The organism is Sinorhizobium meliloti, from assembly GCF_017876815.1.
GTDB lineage: Bacteria > Pseudomonadota > Alphaproteobacteria > Rhizobiales > Rhizobiaceae > Sinorhizobium > Sinorhizobium meliloti.
On record NZ_JAGIOS010000001.1, the window covers coordinates 826,406 to 850,596 of the forward strand.

A 24,191-nucleotide genomic window follows, 5' to 3' on the forward strand; every position below is an offset into this window, starting at 1 on the left:
CCACCTGTCGTCTCACGCTGCTGGGAACCATAACCTGAAGCGGCACTTCCTTTTCTGCTGGCACTTCACCAGATGGCGCGACCCTTCGCTCTCCCTTGGGCGGGGTGCGCTTTGTCATAACCATGGCGGACGCCTCATGAGAACTCGTCATGAAATCCTAATATCATGAATTCATGACGAATCTCCCTTTTCAGTCGCCGGACGAGGGAGGAAGTTGTGGATAGATTTATGGGCGCTAATATGTAGGCAGGCGGTGATCGGTGGGGCAGCGCCCTCACGCAATGGTGCCGTCAAGCATTGGCGCCAAACTCACCCCTCATGGCCTGCTGCCAAATATGGGCGTATACGTTGCTAGCCACCAGCTTCTTCTCCTCAGCCGTGAATGGAGGTGTCGGCAAGCTGGCAAACACGTTGTCCAGGATGAACACCTCGATATCGGCTTTCGTCTGTTCTTTTTCCCAGAAGCGATCGAGTTTCGCGAGCCGCGCCTTGATTGAGGCAAGAAGTTCCCGGCTCGCCTGCTTCACCCTTTCGCGCGCCGTCTTGTCCAGCTCGTCCTTGAGAAGCAGGTCAAACAGCGCCAGTTCATCCTCGCGAAGACCTTCGCGCGTGGCGCGCTTCTGCTCCTCGTCCAAGCTGGCTACGAGTTCGATAAGGCGCCTGAACGTCTCTTCGATGGTGGTCCGGTCCTTCTCCCGGTTATAGTCGGCGACGATTTCCTCGTACTTGATCTGATAGTCCATACGCATTGGATTACGCGCCATCATCTCGGCGAGCTTCTCCTCAACTATGTCTCTGATATCCTGTAGGGTCGTCGCCTTACGCCGGACCTTCTTCGCAAATTCATCGCGAAGACGTTCCAGATCGATCTTGCTGAGATCGAACGTAAGCCCCTCGGCCTGATCGTCCCCCGCAGATTGTGTCGCGATGGCTGCATTGACAATACGATGCAGCTCTTTGAGGAGTTCTGTTACATCAGCGGTGTCGCGTCGCTCGATCAGCTTCTTGTAGATTGCTTCGATGTTGTCGTGCCGCTCCGCATAGGCGTATGCAGAGGGCTCCATAAGCAGTGCCTTAAAGCGGATGAAGACCTGCCGCGCCATGATCTCAAATCGCCGCTTGGCATCATCGCTCGAATATACGGCCTCGACCGCATCAGCGAGCCCCTTGATCCGGACAAACCCTTTTGCACCAAGCAGCGCAACCGGATCGAAGCCGAGGCCGCGGAGATGTGCTTCGGTCGCTTCAATGGCCTCGATGAGGGCCTGCACACGTTCCTCGATCGGCGCAATGATTTCTTCCCCGCCTGTGCCGTCATCGCCAAGTGCATACTGGGCGAGCGCGGCCCGCAAACTGGCCAGCATGCCGTTGTAGTCGACGATCAAACCAAAATCCTTGCCAGGATAGACACGGTTGGCTCGCGCAATCGCCTGCATCAGCGTATGCGCCTTCATCGGTTTGTCGATATAAAGTGTTGAAAGGCATTCCACGTCGAAACCGGTCAGCCACATGGCGCAAACGATGGCGACGCGGAAGGGATGCTTGGGGTTCTTAAAGGCCGTTTCGACATCAACCCGCTCGCCTGCTTCCCCTTCAAACCCTCTTTTCATCAGGGCGCGATGGGGAATGATGTCAAAGCCCCATTTCTTGAAGTCGGCGACTTCGTTCTGAGCCTCGCTGATTATGATTTCGACGATTGTCTCATCTAGCCATCTGGCCTGCGCCTCAAGTTTTTGGGCCTTTTCCGCAAGTGCGGCACGGACTGTTTTGTCGACAGCAGCCGCCGCCTCTGCCCTTTTGGTCTCACCCTCTTTCCGCACCTGAATGGCCTTCGCCTTCCAGTGGGGAACGATGCGCTGGTACATCCGGGCGCAAGTGATTTTGTCAATGCAGACGAACAGCGACTTCCCTGATTCCCAACGTGTCGCGCAATGCTCGACAAAGTCGTGCGCGATTTTTTCAAGCCGCTCGTCGGCGGTGATGATCTCGTAATCCTTGCCAAGCAGCTTATCCAGGAGTGCGGCCTGATCTGGGTCGAGCTCAGCCTCCTCGATCTTCGCCGCGATCCGGTCGTTTAGATCGACCCTTGCGACGCCCAGTTTCTCACCTCGGTTCTCATAGACGAGCTTGACGGTCGCCCCGTCTTCTTCCGACCGCTTGAAATCATAGCGCGAGACATAGTCGCCGAAGATACGCTTGGTGATCTCATCCTGTTTGAACAGCGGCGTGCCCGTAAAGCCGATGAAAGCAGCGTTCGGCAAAGCGAGGCGCATGTTACGCGCAAGTCGTCCGGCCTGTGTCCTATGTGCCTCGTCAGAGATGACGATGATGTCGTCGCGCTCGCTGTAGGGCTCTTTCGGGTTCACATCCTGATTGAATTTATGGATCAGGCTGAAGACGTAGCGATGGTTTTCCTTCAGCAGACGCTGGAGGTCCGTGCCCGACGCGGCCCGCGGCGTTTCGTTGCTCGCGACATCGCAGCCGACGAAGGTCTTGTAAATCTGGCTATCCAGATCGTTGCGGTCGGTCATAAGCAGGAAGGTAAAATTGCCCGGCACCTTCCGGCGCACTTTTTCAGCAAAGAACGCCATGGAATAAGACTTGCCGCTACCCTGGGTATGCCAGAACACGCCAAGCCGCCCGAGGTCCGGATGTGCCCGCTCGATGATATTCACGGGCCCTTCCGGGATGAATGACGGAAGGGCTGGCGCAGCTTCCTTCTCCATCGTCGCAAGCCGTTTCTGATCGGCAATCGCCCGGTTCTCTAACGGCAACTCAATCACACGATGCCGTAGGCGTTCCTCACGGGGGAACTCGCGCTTTAACTCCTCCTGGTAGGCAACCGATGCAACGGCGCGGTTGACCCCCAGCACTTGATGGTTGCGCGCTACCACCTTGCGCGTCGCGCCGGCCTTGCTCTCGTCGAACAGGATGAAGTTCTCTATGAAGTCCAGAAGCCGATCATGTGTCAGCATGCCATTCAGCAGCACCTCGGCGTCAACATTACCTTTATCCGTCTCGTCGAGCCGCTTCCACTCCGCAAAATGATCCCATTCACTGGTGATCGAACCGTAGCGCGCGCGGTCACCATTGCTGACAATCAAAAAAGCGTTGTGGTGAAAGGCATGCGCGACAACATTCTCATCCATGTAATCACGCAGGTTGCCATCAAACCCGGCGCGGATGTTTTTGTAGACCGCCTTCAGCTCGATGAAGACGACCGGCAGCCCGTTGACAAAGCATACAAGATCGGCGCGGCGATTGTAGTTCGGCGTCCGCAAACCGGTCAGTTTCAGCTCTCGTACCGCAAGAAAACGGTTGCTGCCCGGCGCGTTGTCGAAGTCAATTACGCGCGCGCGGGCATCGCGCACACGCCCCATGGCATCCCGATAGTGAACCGGAACGCCATTGCGGATCAGCCGCGTAAACTCCTGATTGTGCTGCACCATCGAGCGGCTGAAATCATGGACCGTAAGCGCCCGCACCGCATCATCAATGGCTGACGGCGGCAGCTCAGGATTAAGCCGCACAAGCGCGGCGCGCAGATCACGCGTAAGGACCGCCTCACTTGTACTGGCACGTCCAAGCGTCCCTCCCGGCCCGAACGTTTCATCATTCCAGGCATAGATACTATCCCAGCCAAGCGCCGTCTCAAGGTGGACGGCGAAAGTCGCCTGTACCAGCCGATCCTCGCTGTTGATGCCTGTGACCGCCATGCTACTAAGCCCTCCGCTCCGACATCATACCGCGATCTCCCCGTTCATTAGACGAGGCATCAAAATGTCACGAGCTTGAGCGAGTTTATCAATCTGCCGCAGCAACGTTTGCATTTGCTTGGCAGCGTTTCCTGCAAAATCACCAAACAGCGTTTGTAGCGGGCGCGGAGGAGTTGTTACACGAACCTCGGCAATCCGGTTCTTCGAAAGTTCTTTCTGATTAGTTGCCCCTTCGCCCATTCCCTCGAAGACCGGCTGCAGCTCAAGGAGCGCGTATCCAAACCAGAACGGATGAACATCACTATTCGGTCTAGCGACAGTTAGGTGAGAGTCAAATGTCATGGCCACCGGTTCGAACCAGCATTGAGCCACACGCCCCAGCGTCCCTGTACCCGTCGAATTTATGAGAACGTCCAGGTAGTTGAGCGCCTTTTCGACCTTATACTCTTTTCGTTGCCGTCGGGCTGGAGCGGTTGAAAGGAGTCGATCGCGAACGCATTTCTGGCTCAATACGATTGAATCACCATCGTCGTCGTATGTCGGCGAAATTCCTCGTCCTAAGAAGCAGCACGCATCGCCTATTCTTTTTCGTTCCCACCCTTTGGGGATACCCTCTATGATCTCAATATGCTCGTGACCGGGGTAGCGGAATCGACTAAACCACTCAAGGTAAAGCATCCGCACTGACTCATCCAACAATGCAATTCGCCGTCTGTTGTTCTCGATCAGATTGTCGTAAGCAGCAAGGATGGAAGCGATCTTGTCTTGGACTGGATGATCTGCCAAACGGATTGGAAGACCATGAATGTGATTTCGATTGAGCGTGGGATTAGCCCCACCGACATTAAATCGTTCCAAGCCCAAGCACTTCAAAGCATAGTATACGAAACGTGCGTTGTTGCCGTTTAGTGATTTGCTCCAAAGCGTCGTGTCATGAGGCCAATAGTCGCCCGCGCTGTAGTGGACGGAGCCGAGCGTGCCTTTTCGGCCAATGACAACGCCGGGGCCGGCAGCCATGGCTTCGTTGTGCCAACTGCTCGGCCCAGATGACGAGATAACCGGTACATCTCCCTCCTTCTGATGATCCTTGGTTATGTCGAACCCACGTTGCAGGTAGACGAGGTCTTCAAGAATGGCAGGCTGCCAGTGCTTTGCGCCCAGGTATGATGTCATGCGCCCAACTCCTGGAAGTTGCGCGCGATCTGCGCGGCGAGCTCCACCGCCTCTTCGTTTAGGCCTTTTAGGTCAATGTGGATCGCGCGGAGCGACTCTTCAAAATCAAAATCTTCATCCTGCTCGACGGGCGCAACACCGACGTATCGCCCTGGCGTCAAACTCCAATCATAATCTTTGATCGCGGCACGATCGACCAGCTTGACCAGCCCTTCGACATCACGCAGCGCGGCGTCAGGGAAGCGCTCTTGAAGCCAGTCAGCTTGCTTCACAAAGTAACGCGCCATCCGCAGCGCCTCGACGGCGTTCGCGCGTGCATCTTCCAGTCGCTTGCGCGTGCGGCTGATGTCAGCGTTCGACCATTTGCCGGAGTCTTTCGCTTCGAGCTCCTTCAAGCTGATGTCGATCACACGGCCTGCGAGCTTCGCCGCAAGGTCGATCTGCTTCGTCAGATCGCGGCAGCTTTCCGCTATCGGATGCAGTGCCGCCCGCGCTGCGTTCAGCCCGGCATTGTCGCGACCCGCCTTCCAGCTCTTTTCCTGTTTCGCAGGCTCGGCGACGAACTGCTCGATATCTGCCGTCAGTGTAGACTGCGCGCTGGTTAGCTCCCCCCAGGGCTCCGCCAGCGGATCATCCTTGCGCCTGGTTCTGGCAAAAGGCTCGATCAACTCGATGAGTTTTCCAAGGACGTCCTCGAACGTGTCAAGGGGCGCTGCCGCCGCCTCGCCATCAGCGATGGCACGCGCCAGGTAGGATTCAACGAGCCTCAAGAAGCGATCCTGTTGACCGCGATAAAGCCAGATGATCGCGGCAATGTTCTTTTGTTGCTCGGGACTAAAATCGACAACCGAACGCGACACCTTATTGTAGATGCCGCGCGCATCGAGCATCAGCACATGATCGCGGCGTGCGGCGTCCTTTTCCTTTGCCCGGTCGAAAAACCACAGCTGGCACGGCACCGTGCGCGTGTAAAAGAAGTTGCCGCGAATATCGATCATTACATCAACGGCGCCAGTCTCGACCAGCTTTTGGCGTACCGTCGCCTCATCCCGTCCCGCGCTTGATGCCTGCGAGGACATCACCACGCCGGCGCGGCCATTTTCATTCAGGTAGCTGTAAAAATACGAAAGCCAGAGATAGTTGGCGTTCGACACTTTCTTGCCTTTGTTCACGCCCGGCAGGCCAAATGGCAGGCGCTTGTCACCCGTCACCTTATCGGCGTCGACCTCATCAACGTTGAACGGAGGATTGGCCATGACGAAGTCGCACTTGCCGGCGAGCTCATGCGGGTCCTTGTAATAGGTGATAGCTTCGTTTCCGGCCCGGATCGTGCCTTGAAGGCCATGAACCGCCAGGTTGATCTGCGCGATCTTCGCGGTCGTTTCATTCTTCTCATGGCCATAGAAGGTGACACGCTTCATTGTGTCCTGGCCCGCGTCCTCAATAAAATGGCTCGACTGAACGAACATGCCGCCCGAGCCGCAAGCCGGATCAAACACGATCCCATGGTCCGGCTCGATCACGTTGACGATGGTTTGGACAATGGAAGGCGGCGTGAAGAACTCGCCGTTATCGTGCGCGCCCTGCTTGGAGAATTCAGCGAGGAAGTATTCGTAGATGCGGCCGAACACGTCGCCAGAGGCTTTTCGCAGACCTTCGGAATCAAACATACGCAGCATGCGTTCGAGCAGATCGCTCTCGAAGCGCTGGTAGTCTTTCGGCAGCTGACCCGCGAGCGGCGGAAAGGCTGCCTCGATAACATCCATGGCGGCCGTGAGCGCCGCACCGAGATTGCCGTCCTTTGGCATTTTCAGGAGTACGTCAAAGCGCGCAGCCTCGGGCAGCATGAGCGCGCGGCGACGCGTGAAATCTGCCTCGATCAGCGGACGATCCGGCATCTGGCCGGCGGCCTTGTCCGCCTCGATCGCCGCTTTTGCCTCATAATACCGATTGGTGGCGTGACGCAGAAAAATGAGCCCCATGATCGGCATGAAATACTCGTTTGACGCCAATCCCGAGTTGGCGCGCAGGTCGTCAGCGATCTTCCAAAGCTCGGATTCGAACTTTTCAAGATTGTGAAAGTGATCTGCGCTCATTTTGCTTATGCCTTTGAGTCCCTGGCGTTCGTCGCGAACCTCAGCACGCTGTCCGGCTTCCGCCGGCATGCGCTCTGCTTCACTGCTTTTTTTCTTTAGGTTCGGCATCGTCGCCCTTTCCGTGTTTTGCGGATTCTCGTCTTATCCAACTGTCGATTTCGCCGCTGTCGAAACGCCATGAGCCTCCGACCTTAAAGCCCGGAATCTCCCCCTTAGCGGCGAGCTTGTAAGCCGTCTTCTCATTGATTTTGAGAAGGGCGGCCACCTCGCGCACCGTGAGTATCTCGCTCATGGCTTTGGCGCCCCGATACAATCCCGGCGAGTATAGAGAAAATCGGAGAAAATTGGAGCGAAAACTCGCAGATTTACCTAGATTATGAAAATTATGAAGTTGGCGAAGTCTAGACTCGCAAGCTGGATATCAGCCTGCTTCGTCTGGAGCCGTCCGTCGCCTCACAAGAGGCGGGCGACGGCGCGACAGCGAACAGGCTGCCGGCCTGCTTTGATGGTGTGTTCCCGAGCCTCTTTTCGCGCGAATGATCGTCACGGTCATGAGAATGCTAGGCAATTGTCCGGCAGAGCCATAATATTCGATCAAGGGGGCCGTATTGACTGCGAAGCGAAAGATTCCTGAGAGGCTTTACAAGTACCGGGCGTTTAGCAATCGCACGCTGGATGCGCTGATCGCCGACGAGCTGTTCTTCGCTGATCCAAGCACGTTCAATGATCCGCTCGACAGCAAGCCGTCTCTGGCTACCGACCTCGACGCGGACGCCCTCGCTGATATGCTGGCGCGGTTGGTCGAGCAGCGAATCAGCGCAGAGATGAGCGCGGCCGCCAAGACGATCAAGTATCGCGGCCCGAAGACGCTCAACCATATTGCGGTGCATAGCCGCCGGCGCGCTGAGCAGGTGATCGCGGAAATCCGCTACAGCGCGACGAATCCTGAATACGAGATAGAGGACCCGGCCCGGTTTCTGTTCGGCCAGTATGTCGAGGACGAACTCCTGCGACGGTATGACAAGGGCATCGTCTCGCTGGCAGGACGTTCGGATTGCCCGTTGATGTGGAGCCACTATGGCGACCAGCACAAGGGTGTATGCATCGGCTACTCGGTGCCGGAAAGCGCTGCCGCAAACCTCCACAAGATCACCTACGGCGGTAGCAGGCTTATCGAAGCGACTGCGGTTTCAGCGATGCTTGACGGCGATGAATCCGCACGCCGGAAAGTGGACTCGGCCGTTCTGACAAGAAAGGCCATTGACTGGCGCTATGAACGTGAGTGGCGGCTTGTCGGCCCCCGTGGAGCACAGGGCTCGCCACTTGAACTTGAAGAGGTCGTGTTTGGAATGCGCTGCTCGCATACAGTCAAATTCGCAATTGTCAGGGCGCTCGCCGGCAGGCGCCGACCTGTCAAGTTCTACGAAATACGCGAGCGACGTGGACGTTTCCTGCTCGGCAGGTACGTGCTGGACACCGACGAGCTGTCAGTTTCTCTTCCTCGGCGCGCACTCGATATCGATGATTTCTTCGAGCCGATCACAGGAGACGAATAGACCCCTCTTTACGCGCGCGAAGGATCGTCACCCGCATGGGCCGAGACCCTGCGGAAGCAGGGCTCGGGGCGAACGCCTAGAGCCTGACCCATCGCGCCGTAGCAGAGCGAAGGCGGAGGGACGCGCCCTCAGAGAAAGCGATCGTTACCTGACTTATACGCGAGTGCGTATATCCGCGTTTTATACGCGTATGCGTATTACCCCAACGGGGATTCCCCGAGGAATAGCGGCGGAAAATAGCGCGAGACTCCTCCAGCAGACAGGAAGGAGTCACCGTCATGGAAACCGGACCGATTGTAGATACCGACCGCATCACCATCACCAAAGGCGATGTTAAGAACGATCTCTGGGTGAGCGGCACCGTCAACGAAAACCCCGCCTACAGCTTCACCGCCAAAGTCTTTGATGTGGGGAGCAGGTACGGGCTGGATGGGGGCCAGATTTCAAAGCTGACTGTCTGGCACAGCGGCAACGAAGTCGCCTCTTACGATCGCGGTTGGGACAGTCCGCCCCAGACACACGACGACAAGCGCGCGGTCGAGATCATCAAAAGCTCATTCCGGGAGCATGAACAAACCCAAAGCTCCGACACAACCATCCGGGTTGACCTGCACTGGCGCCGGGCCGCCGGCCGCACCCGCCATGCCGACGACACCGGCCGGGAGCGTTAGCCGCCGGCCGCCGGCGGCCGCCACGCGCGGCCGCCTTTCTTGCGATGAGGCGCCGGTGCGCTGCCGCTGCAATTCAGCCTGCTTCGTCTGGAGCCGTCCGTCGCCTCACAAGGCGGGGGTGACGGCGCTCCAGCGAACAGGCTGCCAGCCATGCTTTGGTGGTGTGTTCCCGAGCCTCTCTTCGCGCGAAGGATCGTCACCCGCATGGGCCGAGACGCACGGCGGCTCGGGGCTTTAGCCTAGAGCCTGACCCACCGTCCCCTTGGGTGGGACGCGCCCAAACTGCACGGATATGCAATCCACCTCTATCGACGGCGTCCGCCCTTCCGCTCAAGGGTGGTCGTAGCCGGCGTCTCAAACGCCGCCATAAACTCGTCTTCCACCGCTGCGAGCTGGTTCAATATCCAAGGCGCAGATCGGCCAGCATTGCGCCAGAAGAGTGCGCTGCGCCAGATGCCGTTGAGCTTGGTTCGATAGTCGCTCTCAGACAAAGCCCCGGCTTCCCAAATCCGCTTCAGCAGACCCTGGAGCTCAAGAAGCTTTTCATCGACCTGATCGTCACCCGGCAAACGCCCTCTCTTTCAGACGGTCAGTCTAAGGTTCTGCTGCCTGCATGAGAACAACGAAATCAATTGGCATAACATCCGGGCAGCCACGGACGCGCCCTACCTCTCCCTCTCAAAGTCATCATCCCGCTTCCGTCCCCGCTCGCTCTTCCGTTCCGCCCGCGAGATGCGCAGCCGCTCTCCGCCCTCATCCCCACCGCCGTCATCCCCGTCACCATCGCCCGCCGCGCGCGCAAAATCACCTGCCAGATCGACCTCCTTGCTCCACGGCTGCTCGCGCATGATCGCCTCCTCCAGCGCCTCGCGTAGGTCGATCTTGCCCCTCGGCACCGCGCGCCTTTCCTGCTGCTGCTGGTCCTGCTGCTGCTGATCATGCTGATCCTCCCGCTCCTCCGCGCCGCTCCGATCACGATGCCGCATCGATGCGCACCGCACCGCTGGCCCGCGCCCTTTGGGCTTGAGATCAAGATTTAGCGCGGGCATGTGGTTATGCCCGTACCGCCCGATGATGCGCTGCTCGCGCACGCGCTTCACCTCCAGCGCCTGCCGCTCCCGCGCCTCGACTTTGCCGAGCGCCTTCAACTGCCGCCCGGTCTCCAGCGCCTGCACCTCCTGCCGCCGCTGCAAGGACAGCGCCGCCTGCTTCTGCGCCAGCCCAAGCGCCTGCTTCTCCGCGGCAAAGGCGCGGAACGCCTTCGCATCACGATGACGATGCAGCTTGCCGATGACGAGCGATACGCCCGTTACCCGCCCGAGGAATGCCGCAAGGCCCGTCGGCCGCGCCTCCGCCCGTGCCGCTCGAACGCTACGGACCTGCGCGAGATAAGCGCCCTTCTGCATCCGCCGTGCCGCTAGCTGCTCCCGCTCCAGCAGCGCCCGTTCCTGCCGGTGCCGCTCACGCTGCTCATCCTGCGCCGCCACAAACTGCGCCCGCCGCACCTGCTGCGCTGCTTCCAGCTTCGCAAGACGCTCTGCCTGCCCCTGCGCCTTCGCGAACTGCTCGCGCGCCTTCCGCAGGTCCGCGACCAGCGCCCGCGCTTCCTCGACCGTGGGCAGCGACTCCGCCGGGAAGTCTTTTTCAAGGAAGGCCCTTATATCCTTCGTGCGCACGCTCCGGTCGTCGATCATCTTCGGCAGCGCATTCATCGTGCCGTACATATCGACCAGGACGTAAGGCCGCTTGCCGGTCGCCAGCACATAGCCCATGGCCTCCAGCGCCCGGACAAACGAGCGCGCATTATCGCTCTGCCGGAAGGCCTGCGTGACCATGACCATGCGCTCTTCCTTGGAGAGCCCGGTCATGCGCTCCTGCTGCGTCTCGTACAGAGACTGCTTGCGCGCGCGTCCGGAGCCGTCACGCTTATACCCGTCCGGCAGATCGAGGCCATGATCGCGCGCGAACTCGCGGCTGACCATCATGAGTTTCTCATGATCGAAGGCGAGATGGATGGCCTTTTCCGCCTGCCAGTCGATACGCGACCAGACGATGTGGCAGTGCTCGCGGCCATCCTTGATATGGAACACCATGGCCCGCGGCTGGCCTTCGAGACCGAGCTTTTTCTCGACGCGCTCCGCGTAGTCGAGATACTGCGCCCGGCTCAATTGCTGACCGGGCTCGGGATTGATGGACAGGCTGTAGAGATATTCGCGGCACTTGGTGAGACCGGTCGCGATGGCCTCCCACTCGGCGAAGGCGCCGTGGAGGTCGGACGCCACCGCGCCGCTGACCTCGGCCAGCTCGACATATTCATTGTCGAGCGCGTTCAGCAGATGAGTGGCGAGGTCCTGCCCGCCGGCACGCTGGCTGGCCTTGGGGATCATGGGACGATCATCGCTCCCGCCCCAGGGCCTGCATCAGCAGTGTGCGGATATCGGTCAGCGCGGCGACGGCCTCCTCGTGAAGCTGGACCTGACGCGGCCCTTCCATGGGCTGCGTCCCCAGCTGCTGGCGCAGCTGCGCGGCTTCGGCAAGAAGCCGCGTGAGGTCCTGCGTGGCGACGGACGGACGGCGGGACTGCCGGGCCGGCGGAGTGGCGAAGATGGCTTGCGTGATGAAGGCATTGACGGAGAGACCCGACTTTTCGACGCGCGCCCGGAATTCCTCACGGAGGATCTCCGGCGGGCGGTACGAAATCGGGGCGTCTCTCTTCTTCTCCGTCATGCCAAATCAAATAGCCGCATCCGCCGCTCACAAACCGCGCGCTTTCCACGCGCGCGAAAAGGTTTGTGATCCGGCAGCCGGCCAGCGCATCCGCGCCTCATGCGAGGGTCCGGGGAGCGCCATCCCCGGTCTATGGGTTTGCGAAGGGAGAGACGACATCTCCCTTGGCTCGAAGCCGGTGCCGAAACACCGGTCGTGGTCCAGGATGCGAAAGTCCTGGCCGTGGTTTGCAAAGGGGCGCGGAAGCCCCTTGTGCGATGGGTTCCAAGGGAGAGCGGCAGTCTCCCTGGTCGTGATGCAACGCCGAGACGTTGCCATCAGCCGGAAGGGTTCGATACCCGCACCCGGCTGAACGCATCCCTTGGCAAGACGCCGCCACGAGCGGAGTCGCGCCTTACGGGATGCCCCAGGGGGGTCTGCGGGGGACAGGATGGTCCCCCCAGCAAGGTGAGCGCGGTACTACCGCGCACACCTTGTACTCTTGTCTATGCCGACGGAACCCCCACACTACCATGATAGCAAATGAGGGGGCCAAAGTGGAAATGTGCATCCATCATAAAGACGAACTGACTGGAGTGTACATCGCACTATCCAGATGAAGCAAACGAGGAAAGCGCGCGGAATGAGGAAGACGGGACCGTCTACTTAAAGAGCCTTCACCGACCGGCACCAAACGCCCTTTTGTAATGTACATCCCAAAAGCAAGGGGCCGGTGGAAAGGATGGTCCGCCATGAATGCCCACACAACGCCCCAAGTCGATACCGCTCCCCTTCAGCTCAAGCCGACAAAGGAGACCTATGACAGGCTCCAGCAGGCTTACGAGCATTTCAACAAAGGGCTGTTCGAGGGAAAGCTCCCGAACGCCCTTATCACCCTTCAGCGCCGCAAGAACACATACGGGTACTTTGCCGGTGCACGGTTCCGCAACGATGACGGACGCCCGGCCGACGAGATTGCCCTGAACCCCGCCACCTTCCGCGAGCGTCCTGTGAAGGACATTCTCGCGACCCTTGTCCATGAGATGGTGCATCTATGGCAGCACCATGAGGGAGAACCAGGACGCGGCCGCTATCATAACCGCGAGTGGGCCGACAAAATGAAGGTGCTCGGTCTTCAGCCCACCGACAATGGCGCAGAAGGCGGCAAGGAGACGGGCGAGACAGTCGGCCACTTGATCGTGCCCGCAGGGCCATTCGATCAGGCCGCCGACAAGCTGATCGCGAAAGAGTTTGCGATCGCATGGAAGGAAGCGCCGTCCCCGCTAGAACCATCCAAAGGCGAAGGCGAAGCCGAGCCTGAAGCCCTCGTCCAGAAAAGCGGCAAGCGCGTGCGTTACAACTGCCCCGAATGTGACCTCAAAGCCTGGGCAAAGCATGATGCCCGCCTCATGTGCGCGGACGACAAGGCGCTGATGATCGCGGGCGACTAAACCACCCGCCAAAAATTAAGGCGCGGAGCCAAAGGGCACCGCGCCTTTTTCCTGCCCGGTACGCCCATCAGAATAGCGTCATTTGTCGTGCCGCCTCTTCACGCTTTTTCCATTGCGTGGACTGCGCGGCTTTTTCGAGCCACGCCTCCACGAAGGCCACCGGTCCGCCCGCGTCGTCGATCTCCGACGCGGGCGTGAAGTGAGAACGGTATCCCGTTTCAGTGAACGGGAGGGGGCGGCGTTCCGGCCACTTCACGTCAACTTCGAGATGTGCGGTGCTGAACGGCCCGTCCGTACCGAGCCACTGCGCCTCGTAGCGGACCTCGATGGTAAGGCCCCGCCACACGATGGTGTGGGTTTCGATGGAGCGCTTCATGAGAGCCCCCGAACGCTGGCTGTGACGCTGATAGCACGCTCCAGCCATGGCCGTCCGGCAGTGTCGGATTCGCGTGCGCCCTCAACATGCGGGAGCAGACCTTCCAACGCGGAAAGCAGGGCCGGCGCACTATCGTAGAGGTGGCCGTGGCACCGGACCCGCTCGCGCAGTTCACGATACTCTTCGGCGCCTCCGCGATCTTCGATGAACTGCCAGAGCGCAGCCACGAGGCTGATATCGGGTTCTATGACATTGTTCATGTTCGTTTCCTTTCCGAAAGTGGGAGGGGCGCTTACGCGCCCGCTCCTTCGTTGTCGGCGGCTTTCGGGACCCGGAGGGTGATCCGGCCGCCATTGACCGGGACCAGATCGAGCTGGAGGGTCAGGCCTTCGCCGTCCTCGTGACGCCAGGCGGCGCCGATGCGGGTCCAGAAGGATTTCTTGCCCTTCTCGTCCACATGCCAGGCGATGTAGGCCGGGGCCTGATGCTCGCGGGACTTGCGGGTCTGCTTTTCGTTCTGTGTCATGATTAAGCTCCTTTCGCTTGTGGTTTTCCTCGACACGCCTCACCACGGAGCGGGCGGAAAAGCAGACGGTTCATGGCTGTCGCGCAGGAGGGGTATCACCCGCTTGGCAGGGAGCAATGCGACCGAAAGAAGGGGAAACCCGCGCGGCACCCGAAGGGCCTGGCCTTGAAGCGGCTGCGCGCCCGATCAGGTTAGGGCGTTCCAGTCGAGGGAAATTCCTCAAGCCGAACGGATGCTCTTATGACGATAGAAAAGCCGGGACACAGCCGCAACCCATGAGCACTCTCCCCGGCCACGCTTGAAAATGTGCAAAGAGAAAGGGCGCGCCCGGATGGATCGGAACGCGCCCCTTAAAGTCAGGTATGACGGCGTTAGGCCGCGATCAGGTTGCCGGTCGCGACCAGAGCCGCCTCGTCGGTCAGGCCTGTCACGCCGGTCAGCGTGGCGATCTGCGTGAAGCCGTAAGTCGAGCCTGTGCCGTCGCGGTCGACGGAGACGGTCGTGTCAGAGCCAGACAGAGCCAGCTTGACCCGTTGCAACTGCCGATGCAGACGCAACCCCATACCGCCCCTTTCAAGAACGCCCATCAAACATTCCAGGGATGGTCCTGGGCTAGTCGAAATTTCCCTTGCGTACGCAGCGGACTCTTAGATTGGTGGTCTTGGCGGAAGTGCTTTGCGTGCCCGTATTGAAACTCTGCTGTTGTGCATTAGCCGAGCTGGATTCGGTCGAGGACCAGTATGTTCCCGTGGTGAACCCGCCGATGGCAGCCCGGTTGGTATACAGGCGGTTCAATTCGTCCCGCGACGGCAGATACCAGTCGCCATGGCCGTTGTTGGTCAGGTTCTCGCATAGCTGCATCGCCGGGTACTGGCTGAGTGTAGCATTATGCGCGATCCACGCCTGATCGGCCGCGCCATTCATATTGGAATCGGCGGCCGTATCTGCGCTGACGCTGCTCCACTGGATGGATGTGCTCTGGTCCGCCGCGGGCACATACAGCTTCGTTCCGGGAAGATTCGGATGGTCGCCCGCATAGACCGTGCTGTCCGAGCATACGTTTCCGACACTGGCGCAGCCGGTCGGCGCGGTCTCGCTACTCGTGGCGGCGGGTTTGCGAATGCAGCGCAACAAAGTGGAGCCTGGACCATAGGACTTGATATTGGCGTCAAGTCCGTCGGGATCCTTGAAATACATCGTTAAAGCCCACGTAGAATCTACCTCCGCCGAAATCCAGTAATAGGCATACGGGTAGCCGGTGCGGTCTATATCCCCGATGAGCGTATGCGCATCGCGGATAAGCTGCATTTCATAGACCGAGGGCATGTACCAGTCGCTGTAGCCGTGGACCGTGAGATCGCGGCAAAGCTTCGGCGCGTTGTGATTCTGAAAGCCCACGGCAGTGTCGGCGTCCGTATTGACGATGGCGGCGGTATTGAAATGGCCGTCATAGCCGTTGGTCGTATACCCTATGTTTGTTGTCACGGTGTCGGAGCAATTGTCCCAGCATTCCCTGCTCGGGTCACCGACGCATTTCAACCCATCCCAGGTGCGCCCGTGGTCGCAGCGCGTGGCGTAGAGCGGCTGGCCGTCGAGCGGAGAGTCGCCGATATAGACCGTGTCGTCAGCCGAGCAGACATTGCCGATCTGCGTGCAGTTGCCCGACGCCGAATCCGGGCAAGTCCATGCCGTCCCGTGGCAAAATTCTGCTCCGCAGGACGAAGCGCTGTTGTAGCGAATGGAGCCCTCCAGCGCGCCGTTGCATGTGCGGTTGTCGTAGCCGATCCTGATCGAGCCGCCCGTGAATCCGCCCGATGTTTCCTGCGCTTCCACCTGAGGCGGAAGAATAAATAACACGAACAAAACCGCCAGCGCGGCGGCACATCTTTTTGACATTAATTCCCCCAAGGCACCCAGTTGGATGTTCCGTCACAGACTTCGATTGAAGGATTGGCGGATGCGGAAGGCGTAATGACCACCTTGCCAGTGCTGCCCGTTCCCCCGGCACCGCCCGTTCCCGGCCCCCCGTTGGCTGCCGCCCCACCGCTTGTTGACCCGGTGCCGCCGTTGCTGCCGAGGATAACGGTATCACCATATCCGCCACCACCGCCGCCGCCGCCGCCGTCACCGCTCAGGCCGTTCCGGCCGTTCGTACTCGTTCCGCCGCCACCCGAACCGTCGGAGCCGCCGCCGCCGCCGCCGTAGGTACTATCGCCGCCATTGCCCGCACCATTATCCTTACCGGCACCGCCGCCGCCGCCGTAGGTACTGTTGCCACCGCCGCCCGAGCCGTCATCGGCGCTGCCGCCGCCGCCGCCATAGACGCTGTTGCCTCCTGTGACACCGCCAGCAGTGCCCCCCGAAACGCCACCGCCTGCTCCACCGTTGACAAGCGCATTTGTCGCGCCGCCGCCGCCGACCCAGACATCAAGTTGTTCGCCACCGGCAACGGTCACTGTCGCGCTGCCGTAGCCGCCGCCGCCGCCGCCGCTATTCCCATCCGCGCCGCCGCCGCCACCGCCGCCGCCTGCGACAAGCAGTGTTCCCACCGCCCGCTCAACTACACTGCCGCCGCCGCCGCCCGCGCCGCCCTCACGGCCACTGCTGCCGCCACCGCCGCCTGCGCCATAGGCCTCTATCGTGGCGGAGTCACACCCGGCAGGAACATTGTAAGTAAATGTGCCCCCCGTGGTGTATTCTGTGGGGGTGGTATTGCATGCTCCACCGCCGCCATTGTAGCGGAGCGACCCTTCAAGGCTCGCGTCGCAGGACCGGTTATCATAGCCGATCTGGATAGAGCTTTCCGTGAAGCTAGCGGAAGTCTCCTGCGCGCGCGCAGGGGGCGCGATCAATAACGTCAGCGCGATGAGAAGGGCAGCACGCTTCACTCGGCTTTCGCTTTCTGCGCGATGTGTGCGTCAAAACCGGGCGAGTCGTAGTCGGTAATCGAGCCGCCGTAAGATAGGCCCTTGCGAACATGCAGCCCGGTAGAGTCGAGACGGGCGACTTCCAGCCCGTCGATCATGAAGCGGAAGGCTTTAACCTCTGCGTCTTCGACAATAATAACGGAATCGTTTTGTACCGCTGCTACGGTATTGATGTGCTCGTCGGCCGATAGGGCAGTGTACGGGCACAGCATCACCCAAGCCGAAATGCTTGTAATTGCTAATGCTGTAAGCGTGTACTTCATTCCCCATCCTCATAAAGGCTTTTTGGGCAAAATCGGCGAGTTTAATTGACCGTATTTGATACCTAATAATGCATAGGAATATTATATCATGCAGTCAGTAATGAAGCTAAATCTTCCTATTTTGTTATGTAAATTCAGTGTGTTAAGGTATATAGAATGGCGAGAGGTCAGGGACTTTGGTTTTGAAAAGATCGCCAGAGGAAATCTCGGTCGAAATCGGGGGCTTGACCTACCACGGCGCCTTTTGGACCGACAAAGATCTTGTCACGCTCCGCACGGCTTACGGCATAAAAACGAGAACACAGGGCGCTACGCCGGCCGATACAATTGCCCGGGAACTTCTCCGTGAACTGGTTCTGGAGCGGAAGGCGGACAGAACCATCTGGCTTTAGGCAGATAGTGAGCAACAGGTTCCAGAGCAGGCCGCGACCGCGCGGCAGGCCGGCACTGTGTGGCAGCGACACGAGGAATTGGCGAGGAGGGACAGCGGAAACCCGCTCTAAAAAATGGCGTCGAACACGAACACGCGAGCAACGGTAATGAACGCCTTTGTCAGTGAATTCACCCGCGACATCCCCCGCGGAATCACCACAAGATTCCTCAATCAGCAAAAGCAGCCGCAAGCCTGCTGGATGCCGCTCGAAAGCATCCTGCGAAGCGCGGCCATGACCTACGATCCGCATAACCCCGGCGGCGCGCTGCTGGTCGGATGCTTGGGGGACAGATTGCTGGGCATCAAAGACAATCGTCACGCCCTAATGGTCGCCGGTTCGCGCACTGGCAAATCCGTCAGTCTTGTGAACAATCTGCTGTTCTATAGAGGCAGCGTGCTGGCCCTTGATCCCAAGGGCGAGCTGGCCTCTCTTACAGCGGCCAGGCGCGCCGAACTGGGCCAGAAGATTTGTATTCTCGATCCCTTCGGAATCGTACCCGAGCGGCTCGCGCCCTATCGCGCCAGCTTCAACCCTCTCACCCTCCTCGATCAGGTGAACGACACGATCATAGAGGACGCGGGGCTGATTTCAGACGCTCTGGTCGTCGCGGGCGGCAAGGACCCGCATTGGGATGAAAGCGCCCAGAACTTGATCGAGGGGCTTCTCTTGCATGTTGCCACCGACCCGCAGTTTGAGAGGCGGCGCAATCTGATCACCGTGCGCCGTCTGATCAACAACGCTCTAGTGCCGGCGGGTGGTGACGACGATGCATTCGCACTCGAACTCGCCATGCTGAAGAACGCGGCACGGCTGTCGCGCAACCAGAACACGGCAGACATTGGCGACGCCATCGAGGGGGCGGCCCGCGATTTCTACGAGCGTCCCGCGAACGAACGCGGGAGCGTTCTGTCGACCACACGTCGCCACACCAAGTTACTCGACTATCGCGCGATGCACCGCGTGCTGGCTGGTCACGACTTCAACCTGGCTGACCTCAAGACCGCACCCAAGGGGATGACGATCTATCTGTGCCTCCCGGCCAACCGCATGAAGAAATGCAATCGCTGGCTGCGCCTGTTTATCAACCTGTTGCTCGATGCCATGGAACGCGAGAAGACCGAACCGGCCTGCCCGGTGCTGGTCTGCCTCGACGAGTTCCCGGTGCTCGGCCATATGCAGCAGCTTGAAGATGCGGCCGGGCAGATCGCGTCGTTTGGCGTCAAGCTATGGGTCGTGATCCAGGACTGGGGACAAGGCGTGTCGTTGTACAAGGACCGTTGGGAGACGTTCACTGGCAATGCGGGCATTCTCCAGTTCTTCGGGAACAACGACCTGATGACGACGGAGTACGTCTCGAAGCGCCTGGGCAAAACCATCGTCACGGTGACGCGGCAGAACGAAACCGCGCCCGAGCAGCGCGCATCCGGTGTTGATGGCCGGTCGGAATCGCAGGAGCAATATGACCTGCTCACCCCTGATGAGGTCAGCCGGCAATTCGCCCGCGATGACCGGCTGAAGCGCCAGCTCGTTATCTGGACGGGACATCACCCGATGGTCTTGCAGCGTATCGAGTATTTCGACAAGGCAAGCCCAGTCCACGGCATATTCGCCGGGAAGTACGGGGCTCCCTAGCCTTCCGCCTCACGCCGGGAAGATCCCTTCGACGAAGTCGGGGTTCTTTCCGGCGGCTCGCCATGCTGGCGGTCGACCGCGCAAGCCTGGTGATCGGATCAAAACCGATCGTAGGGATTCGCAGAATCTCGCTGTCCTTCATCGCGCCGGAGACTTAACGCCGGTCTGGGTGCCGGACGAAATACATGGGTCAGCACTTTGCTTACAATTTTGCTTGAAATAGGTCATGGAGGGATCGACACCCGCATGGGTCGATAAGTCCTTCGAAGCCTTGGCCAAGCAGGGGGGCTCGGGGGTCGCGCTTGCTTGCAAAGATATGCTGGAGTCATTCGCGTATCTTGGCTCCGGCATCGCGCGCGCCGGCGTTCTCAGGCTCAGAAAAGCGCCGGAATTGCCAATCCTATGAGCGTGAACAGGCCACAAGAGAGACTTGCATAGCGATCGCCCGCGCCTCATCCCGGCGCCGAATTAACCGACGGCCTCACTCGAAAATCGCGGCCACCTTCGCCAGCACTTCGTTGATGATTGCCACCGGCACCTTCTCCAGCTTCCGGCCATGCCCCGAACCGATATCGAGGGCGCGCGGCTGATCGCAGCGCACTACCCCCGTCGTCTGCGTTCCCGCGCCAACCAGCGAGACTGCAAACCCCGCGGTGCGGGCAAAATTGCCGCCCGTGATGATCGGCAGCACGATCGGCATCCGCGTCAGACGGTTAAACGGCCCCGGTGACACGACCAGCACCGGGCGCGTGCCTTGCTGCTTATGCCTGGAGGTGGGACCAAGCGAGATGAGGTAAATATCGCCACGCTCCATCACAATAGCTCCTGGCCAGTGGTGGGCCTACCGGCCAGCCAGTCCCTATCCACCGCCGGACTCTCCGCTGAGGCATCGCATTGCGCCAACAGCTGCTCCAGCGTGTAACGCGGCCGCATCCGCGGTTCGATCACCAAACGGCCGTTGTCGACCACCAGATCCACGGCCGACCCCGCAACAAGATGCAGCTGCTCAAGCAGTGGCCGCGGCACGGCCAGCATCACCGAGCCCCCCACCTTGCGCAAATTTGTCGTGTGCATAAAACCCCCTACGTTATATTTAAATATAACACATCGGCTCCCGCTTATTCAACATCGCCGTCCTCCGCACCGACGGCGCGTCTGATATGTCTCGGGAGCGGGAGCGGCCGCCGAGGCGGGCCGCTCGCTTAGACGAAGAGCGGTGTGAAAGAGATAAAAAAAGAGAGCCAGTTAGGGGCAGGCACTTGTCATGACGCCATTGGTGCCGCTTTGCGCCACCGCGACAAACAGACCATTGCCGTAGGGGTATTATATGCAGGCGCGGTCGGCTAAAGGCTGTCGTCTTGGCGTGGAGAATACGGAGGCATAAAACGCCCACCCGGCGGCTGAATCGTGAGATATTCAGGCATGGCATTCCGCTTCGACCTGATCATTTTCGAGAAATTCACTAGCCCCAAGGGTGCGGCTTACTCGCACCCCGTGCCGCTGTTGTAGATCGCATCAATCTCGGCGGCGGTCAGGACGCGGTTGTAAACGCGCACGTCATCGATCCTTCCATCAAACCAGCGCAGAATAGGATCGCGCACGCCCATATACATGTTGTGAGTGGCATCGGAATCGAAGGCGGCAGTCGGTTCCCAGAGTTCCGTATAAGCTACGGGCTGACCATTTATATACATGGCCGGAACATTGTTAAAATCGTCCTGATTGAATGTTACAGCCACATGGGTCCAAGTGTTCAGCGTAATAGCAGTATTCGTTGCCCACATACCAGCGGCGTCAACAACAGTGCTGGTATGATCTATGTAAAACATAAGGCTTCCGCCGCTGTCGACAAACTTCCATGTCCATCCGTCATTACTCTCGGCGCCTTTGTCCAGAATTCGGCCCTGATTGAAGTTGCCGTAACTCTCCGGATAAATCCACGCCGAGATCGTGCCCCCGCCTACAAACAAATCATCCAGAGAGGCGCTGGAACCAAGATTGATATAATCGGACGAGCCGTTAAAGTTCAGCGCCGTGCCGACCTGTCCCGCGACCGTATCGGATGCCGCATCCATCCCGCCCTGCAGCGTGCCGGTATTGCCATTCCCGGAGGAGTCCGCCGCGCTCGTGCCGGTGGTTTCATTGAGCTTCCAATGAGCGACCAGGTCTGAAGAAGCGATGCAGGCGCAGGCGTCAGGGTTGCTCATGCCCTGCCACACGCCGCCGTCGCAATATTGCATCGTGCAGCTGTTGCTGTTGAACATCACGAAGCCTTCGGTGCGTGACGGGCTGGCGCAGCCGCCGGTGGGGCTGCCGGGGTTTACGGGGCCGGCGGCGTGCCAGTTGCTGCCGTCGCACCATTGCAGGACGCGGCGGTCGGCGTTGTAGCGGATGGTGCCGGCGAGGCCGCTGGGGTTATTGCAGTAGCTGCGCGCGGAATATATATGGACGGCACCGACGAAGTTGGGACCTATTTCCGTGTCACGGGGATCGCCTACAGCCAGTAAGCCGCCATCCAGCGCTATGCCTGTTGCATAGCTGTCGGTCGTGGCGGGCATAGATGACTCGACGCTGTGCAGCAAGGCGCCGCTGGCGGTGTTGTAAATGAATGCGCGTCCGTTGCTGCTTGTCAGTTGATCGCCGAAAGCGCCGATAGCGGCAAACGGGCCCGAGATAGCGGATGAGTAGCCAAATTCGCTGCCAGTCCCGCTGCCGGGCTTGGTAAGGGTGGCTATGTTTGTTCCCGTGGCGGGGTTGAACGTATAGGCGACGCCGGCATGGGGGGTGCCGGCGGTGACAAGGGCGATATTATTCGCAATGCCCACTGTCTGCCCGAATTCATCGTTGGTAGAAGGCAAAGGGTTGTTCCATGTCGAGATCAGCGCACCGGTGGAAGCGTTGTATACATAGGCGCTGCCGGCATCGACGGTGCCGCCGGGATCGTCGCTGACGGCGCCGATGACGAGATTGTTCCCTTCGAGCGCGAGGGAAGAACCGAACAGGTCGCCATTGCCCGGCGCCGGGTTGTCGATGGTTTGCGTCAGGGCGCCGGTGGTTGCGTTGAAAACGTAAACTGTGCCCGCGTTGGTGGCGCCGGTATCGTTGTAAGGCGCGCCCACGGCGACAAGGTTCCCGTAGAGGGCGATCCCGCTGCCAAAAATATCATCGACGGTGGGGGCGGGGTTGGCGAGTGTGGTGAGAAGGGCGCCGTTGGCGGCGTTGAAAATCCAGGCGCGCCCGGCCTGGTTGGCGCCGGTATCGTTGTCGGGCGCCCCGATCGCGATCCTGCCGCCCTGCATATCCATGGCCCAGCCGAAATTGGAGGTGGCGAAAGGTTGGGGTTCGGCAATGGCGTAAAGGGCGGCGCCGGTTGCTGAATCGCGGACCCAGACGTAACCGTTGTTGCTCTCGTTGAAATCCTCGCCGGCGGCGCGTATGGCGAGATAGGGCCCTTCCATAGCGAGGGTTTCGCCAAACAAGTCCCAGTCTGTCCCGGGTGACGGATTGTTCAGCTTGGTGAGTGTGGATTGGGTTGCCCAGTCATAGGACTGGCCGGTGTTGCAGCTGCCCACGGCGATGCGGTTGGTGGCGGTGAGGCCGGCGAGGATGACAATTGTTCCGTTGCCGGCGGCGGCACCGTACCAAGTGCCGGTTTCGATGCTGTGCAATGTCCAGTTAAGACCGTCGGGAGAGGTCATGACGTTATTGCTGGATACCGTTTCATCGGCCAGAGCTACAAATTGACCGTCGGTATAATCGACATTGATCCAGGGGGATGCGCTGGACTGCGTTACCCAGGCTAGGCCATCGGTTGATGTTGAGATATTGTTGGGGCCGTTACTGGCGACAGCCACGAAGCGGTCGTTACCGTAGGTGACGGATTGCCATTGCTTGGCGCCGATGGTGCCCACGGTCCAGTTGGCGCCGTCGGTGGAGGTCATGGATTGATTCGTGCCGGACGTGGTGACGGCGACGAAGCGCCCGTTGCCATAGGCGACGTCGAACCATTGGTTGGCCTGCGCCGCCGCGTGGACAGTCCATGTGATGCCGTCGGCGGAGCGCGCCACGCGGTTGGTGCCGCTGCGCGCGACAGCCACGTAATAGCCACCGCCATAGGTCAGGCCCGCCCAGTTGTTGGCCTCCGGAATCGCCGTGGCATGCTGGGTCCAGTTCACGCCGTCGGGCGAAGTCATGACGACGGAGGAGTTGCTGGTGATGACAACGAACTGGTTGTTTGCAAAAATGATATCCATCCATTGCAAACTTGCGGGGGGGCTGGCGTTCGTCCAGCTGACGCCGTCGGTGGAATAACGGATGCGGTTGGAACCATTCTGCGCGACGAGGACGAATTTACCGGCGCCGTAAGCGACGGCGGTGAATGTGTTCGCCGTGCCGATGGATACCGGGGTCCATGTGCCGGTGGTGCCGGTGCAGGTGGGAGCGGCGGCTTTGCGCAGGCCGATCCAGTTTGTGCCGTTGCAATATTCGACGGCGGCGTCGGTCAGGTCGTAGGTGAGGGTGCCGGCCTCGGCGGCGGGCGAAACGCAACTCGCCTGCGCTGCTCCCGCTGACGTAAGGGCGACGGCAAAAATCATTATCGAAATATAAAATCCAATGACCCGCATCATTCTGATTTTATACTACAATAATTAATCTATTATTTG

21 protein-coding genes are annotated in these 24,191 nt (G+C 59.7%); 4 read left to right on the forward strand and 17 right to left on the reverse strand.

Annotation, left to right across the window (positions count from 1 at the left end; translation table 11 throughout):
* Positions 1–290: 290 nt before the first annotated feature.
* Genes JOH52_RS03970 through JOH52_RS03985 form a run of 4 tightly spaced genes read right to left on the reverse strand, consistent with a single transcriptional unit; the run spans position 291 to position 7,277 of the window.
* Positions 291–3,716, reverse strand: coding sequence for a type I restriction endonuclease subunit R (locus tag JOH52_RS03970; protein WP_107010425.1), 3,426 nt, complete (start codon positions 3,714–3,716; stop codon positions 291–293).
* 24 nt (positions 3,717–3,740) lie between these two features.
* Complete coding sequence (locus JOH52_RS03975; RefSeq protein WP_107010424.1) at positions 3,741–4,889, reverse strand: restriction endonuclease subunit S; 1,149 nt, start codon at positions 4,887–4,889, stop codon at positions 3,741–3,743.
* Positions 4,886–7,093 (reverse strand): type I restriction-modification system subunit M, encoded by a 2,208-nt coding sequence (locus JOH52_RS03980; protein WP_234896684.1) that lies wholly within the window; start codon positions 7,091–7,093, stop codon positions 4,886–4,888. Before JOH52_RS03980 ends, JOH52_RS03975 begins: the two co-directional genes overlap by 4 nt.
* Entirely contained in the window at positions 7,065–7,277 is a 213-nt protein-coding gene (locus JOH52_RS03985; RefSeq protein ID WP_107010423.1) for a helix-turn-helix domain-containing protein, read from the reverse strand. Before JOH52_RS03985 ends, JOH52_RS03980 begins: the two co-directional genes overlap by 29 nt.
* 316 nt (positions 7,278–7,593) lie before the next feature.
* Here JOH52_RS03985 and JOH52_RS03990 point away from each other — a divergent pair, with 316 nt between their 5' ends.
* Entirely contained in the window at positions 7,594–8,541 is a 948-nt protein-coding gene (locus JOH52_RS03990; protein WP_107010422.1) for a DUF2971 domain-containing protein, read from the forward strand.
* Positions 8,542–8,819: 278 nt separating this feature from the next.
* Complete coding sequence (locus tag JOH52_RS03995) at positions 8,820–9,212, forward strand: DUF7678 domain-containing protein (RefSeq protein WP_107010421.1); 393 nt, start codon at positions 8,820–8,822, stop codon at positions 9,210–9,212.
* A gap of 305 nt (positions 9,213–9,517) precedes the next feature.
* Here JOH52_RS03995 and JOH52_RS04000 read toward each other — a convergent pair whose 3' ends face one another.
* The 3 genes from JOH52_RS04000 to JOH52_RS04010 all read right to left on the reverse strand — a co-directional run bounded on the left by JOH52_RS04000 (position 9,518) and on the right by JOH52_RS04010 (position 11,939).
* Complete coding sequence (locus JOH52_RS04000) at positions 9,518–9,781, reverse strand: hypothetical protein (protein WP_107010420.1); 264 nt, start codon at positions 9,779–9,781, stop codon at positions 9,518–9,520.
* A gap of 96 nt (positions 9,782–9,877) precedes the next feature.
* Positions 9,878–11,599, reverse strand: a complete 1,722-nt coding sequence (locus JOH52_RS04005) for a relaxase/mobilization nuclease domain-containing protein (RefSeq protein WP_107010419.1) — start codon at positions 11,597–11,599, stop codon at positions 9,878–9,880.
* 7 nt (positions 11,600–11,606) lie between these two features.
* Positions 11,607–11,939, reverse strand: a complete 333-nt coding sequence (locus JOH52_RS04010; RefSeq protein WP_107010418.1) for a hypothetical protein — start codon at positions 11,937–11,939, stop codon at positions 11,607–11,609.
* Positions 11,940–12,670: 731 nt separating this feature from the next.
* On the opposite strand from JOH52_RS04010, the gene JOH52_RS04015 reads away from it, so the two are divergent.
* Positions 12,671–13,369: a SprT-like domain-containing protein gene (locus tag JOH52_RS04015; RefSeq protein ID WP_107010417.1), complete on the forward strand. Its 699-nt coding sequence runs from the start codon at positions 12,671–12,673 to the stop codon at positions 13,367–13,369.
* Between the two features lie 67 nt (positions 13,370–13,436).
* On the opposite strand, the gene JOH52_RS04020 is transcribed toward JOH52_RS04015, so the two are convergent.
* The 7 genes from JOH52_RS04020 to JOH52_RS04050 all read right to left on the reverse strand — a co-directional run bounded on the left by JOH52_RS04020 (position 13,437) and on the right by JOH52_RS04050 (position 17,461).
* On the reverse strand, positions 13,437–13,745 hold the full coding sequence (locus JOH52_RS04020) for a hypothetical protein (RefSeq protein ID WP_107010416.1): 309 nt from the start codon (positions 13,743–13,745) through the stop codon (positions 13,437–13,439).
* Entirely contained in the window at positions 13,742–14,005 is a 264-nt protein-coding gene (locus JOH52_RS04025; protein ID WP_107010415.1) for a hypothetical protein, read from the reverse strand. Before JOH52_RS04025 ends, JOH52_RS04020 begins: the two co-directional genes overlap by 4 nt.
* Before the next feature lie 32 nt (positions 14,006–14,037).
* The gene (locus JOH52_RS04030; protein ID WP_107010414.1) at positions 14,038–14,271 is read right to left on the reverse strand and encodes a hypothetical protein; all 234 of its coding nucleotides are present in this window, start codon (positions 14,269–14,271) and stop codon (positions 14,038–14,040) included.
* A 371-nt stretch (positions 14,272–14,642) separates the two neighbouring features.
* Complete coding sequence (locus JOH52_RS04035; RefSeq protein WP_141333294.1) at positions 14,643–14,858, reverse strand: hypothetical protein; 216 nt, start codon at positions 14,856–14,858, stop codon at positions 14,643–14,645.
* A 25-nt stretch (positions 14,859–14,883) separates the two neighbouring features.
* On the reverse strand, positions 14,884–16,167 hold the full coding sequence (locus JOH52_RS04040) for an Lcl domain-containing protein (RefSeq protein WP_107010412.1): 1,284 nt from the start codon (positions 16,165–16,167) through the stop codon (positions 14,884–14,886).
* Positions 16,167–17,159: a glycine-rich domain-containing protein gene (locus JOH52_RS35880; RefSeq protein ID WP_153530222.1), complete on the reverse strand. Its 993-nt coding sequence runs from the start codon at positions 17,157–17,159 to the stop codon at positions 16,167–16,169. Before JOH52_RS35880 ends, JOH52_RS04040 begins: the two co-directional genes overlap by 1 nt.
* Positions 17,156–17,461, reverse strand: a complete 306-nt coding sequence (locus JOH52_RS04050; RefSeq protein ID WP_107010411.1) for a hypothetical protein — start codon at positions 17,459–17,461, stop codon at positions 17,156–17,158. The genes JOH52_RS35880 and JOH52_RS04050 overlap by 4 nt, the downstream gene beginning before the upstream one ends.
* Before the next feature lie 539 nt (positions 17,462–18,000).
* On the opposite strand from JOH52_RS04050, the gene JOH52_RS04055 reads away from it, so the two are divergent.
* On the forward strand, positions 18,001–19,527 hold the full coding sequence (locus JOH52_RS04055) for a type IV secretory system conjugative DNA transfer family protein (RefSeq protein WP_107010435.1): 1,527 nt from the start codon (positions 18,001–18,003) through the stop codon (positions 19,525–19,527).
* 481 nt (positions 19,528–20,008) lie between these two features.
* Here JOH52_RS04055 and JOH52_RS04060 read toward each other — a convergent pair whose 3' ends face one another.
* The 3 genes from JOH52_RS04060 to JOH52_RS04070 all read right to left on the reverse strand — a co-directional run bounded on the left by JOH52_RS04060 (position 20,009) and on the right by JOH52_RS04070 (position 24,155).
* Positions 20,009–20,341, reverse strand: coding sequence for a type II toxin-antitoxin system PemK/MazF family toxin (locus JOH52_RS04060; RefSeq protein ID WP_107010409.1), 333 nt, complete (start codon positions 20,339–20,341; stop codon positions 20,009–20,011).
* Positions 20,341–20,601, reverse strand: coding sequence for an AbrB/MazE/SpoVT family DNA-binding domain-containing protein (locus tag JOH52_RS04065; RefSeq protein ID WP_107010408.1), 261 nt, complete (start codon positions 20,599–20,601; stop codon positions 20,341–20,343). Before JOH52_RS04065 ends, JOH52_RS04060 begins: the two co-directional genes overlap by 1 nt.
* A gap of 407 nt (positions 20,602–21,008) precedes the next feature.
* A complete protein-coding gene (locus tag JOH52_RS04070) occupies positions 21,009–24,155 on the reverse strand; it encodes a LamG-like jellyroll fold domain-containing protein (RefSeq protein WP_107010407.1) in 3,147 nt (1,048 codons plus the stop codon).
* Positions 24,156–24,191 lie beyond the last annotated feature (36 nt).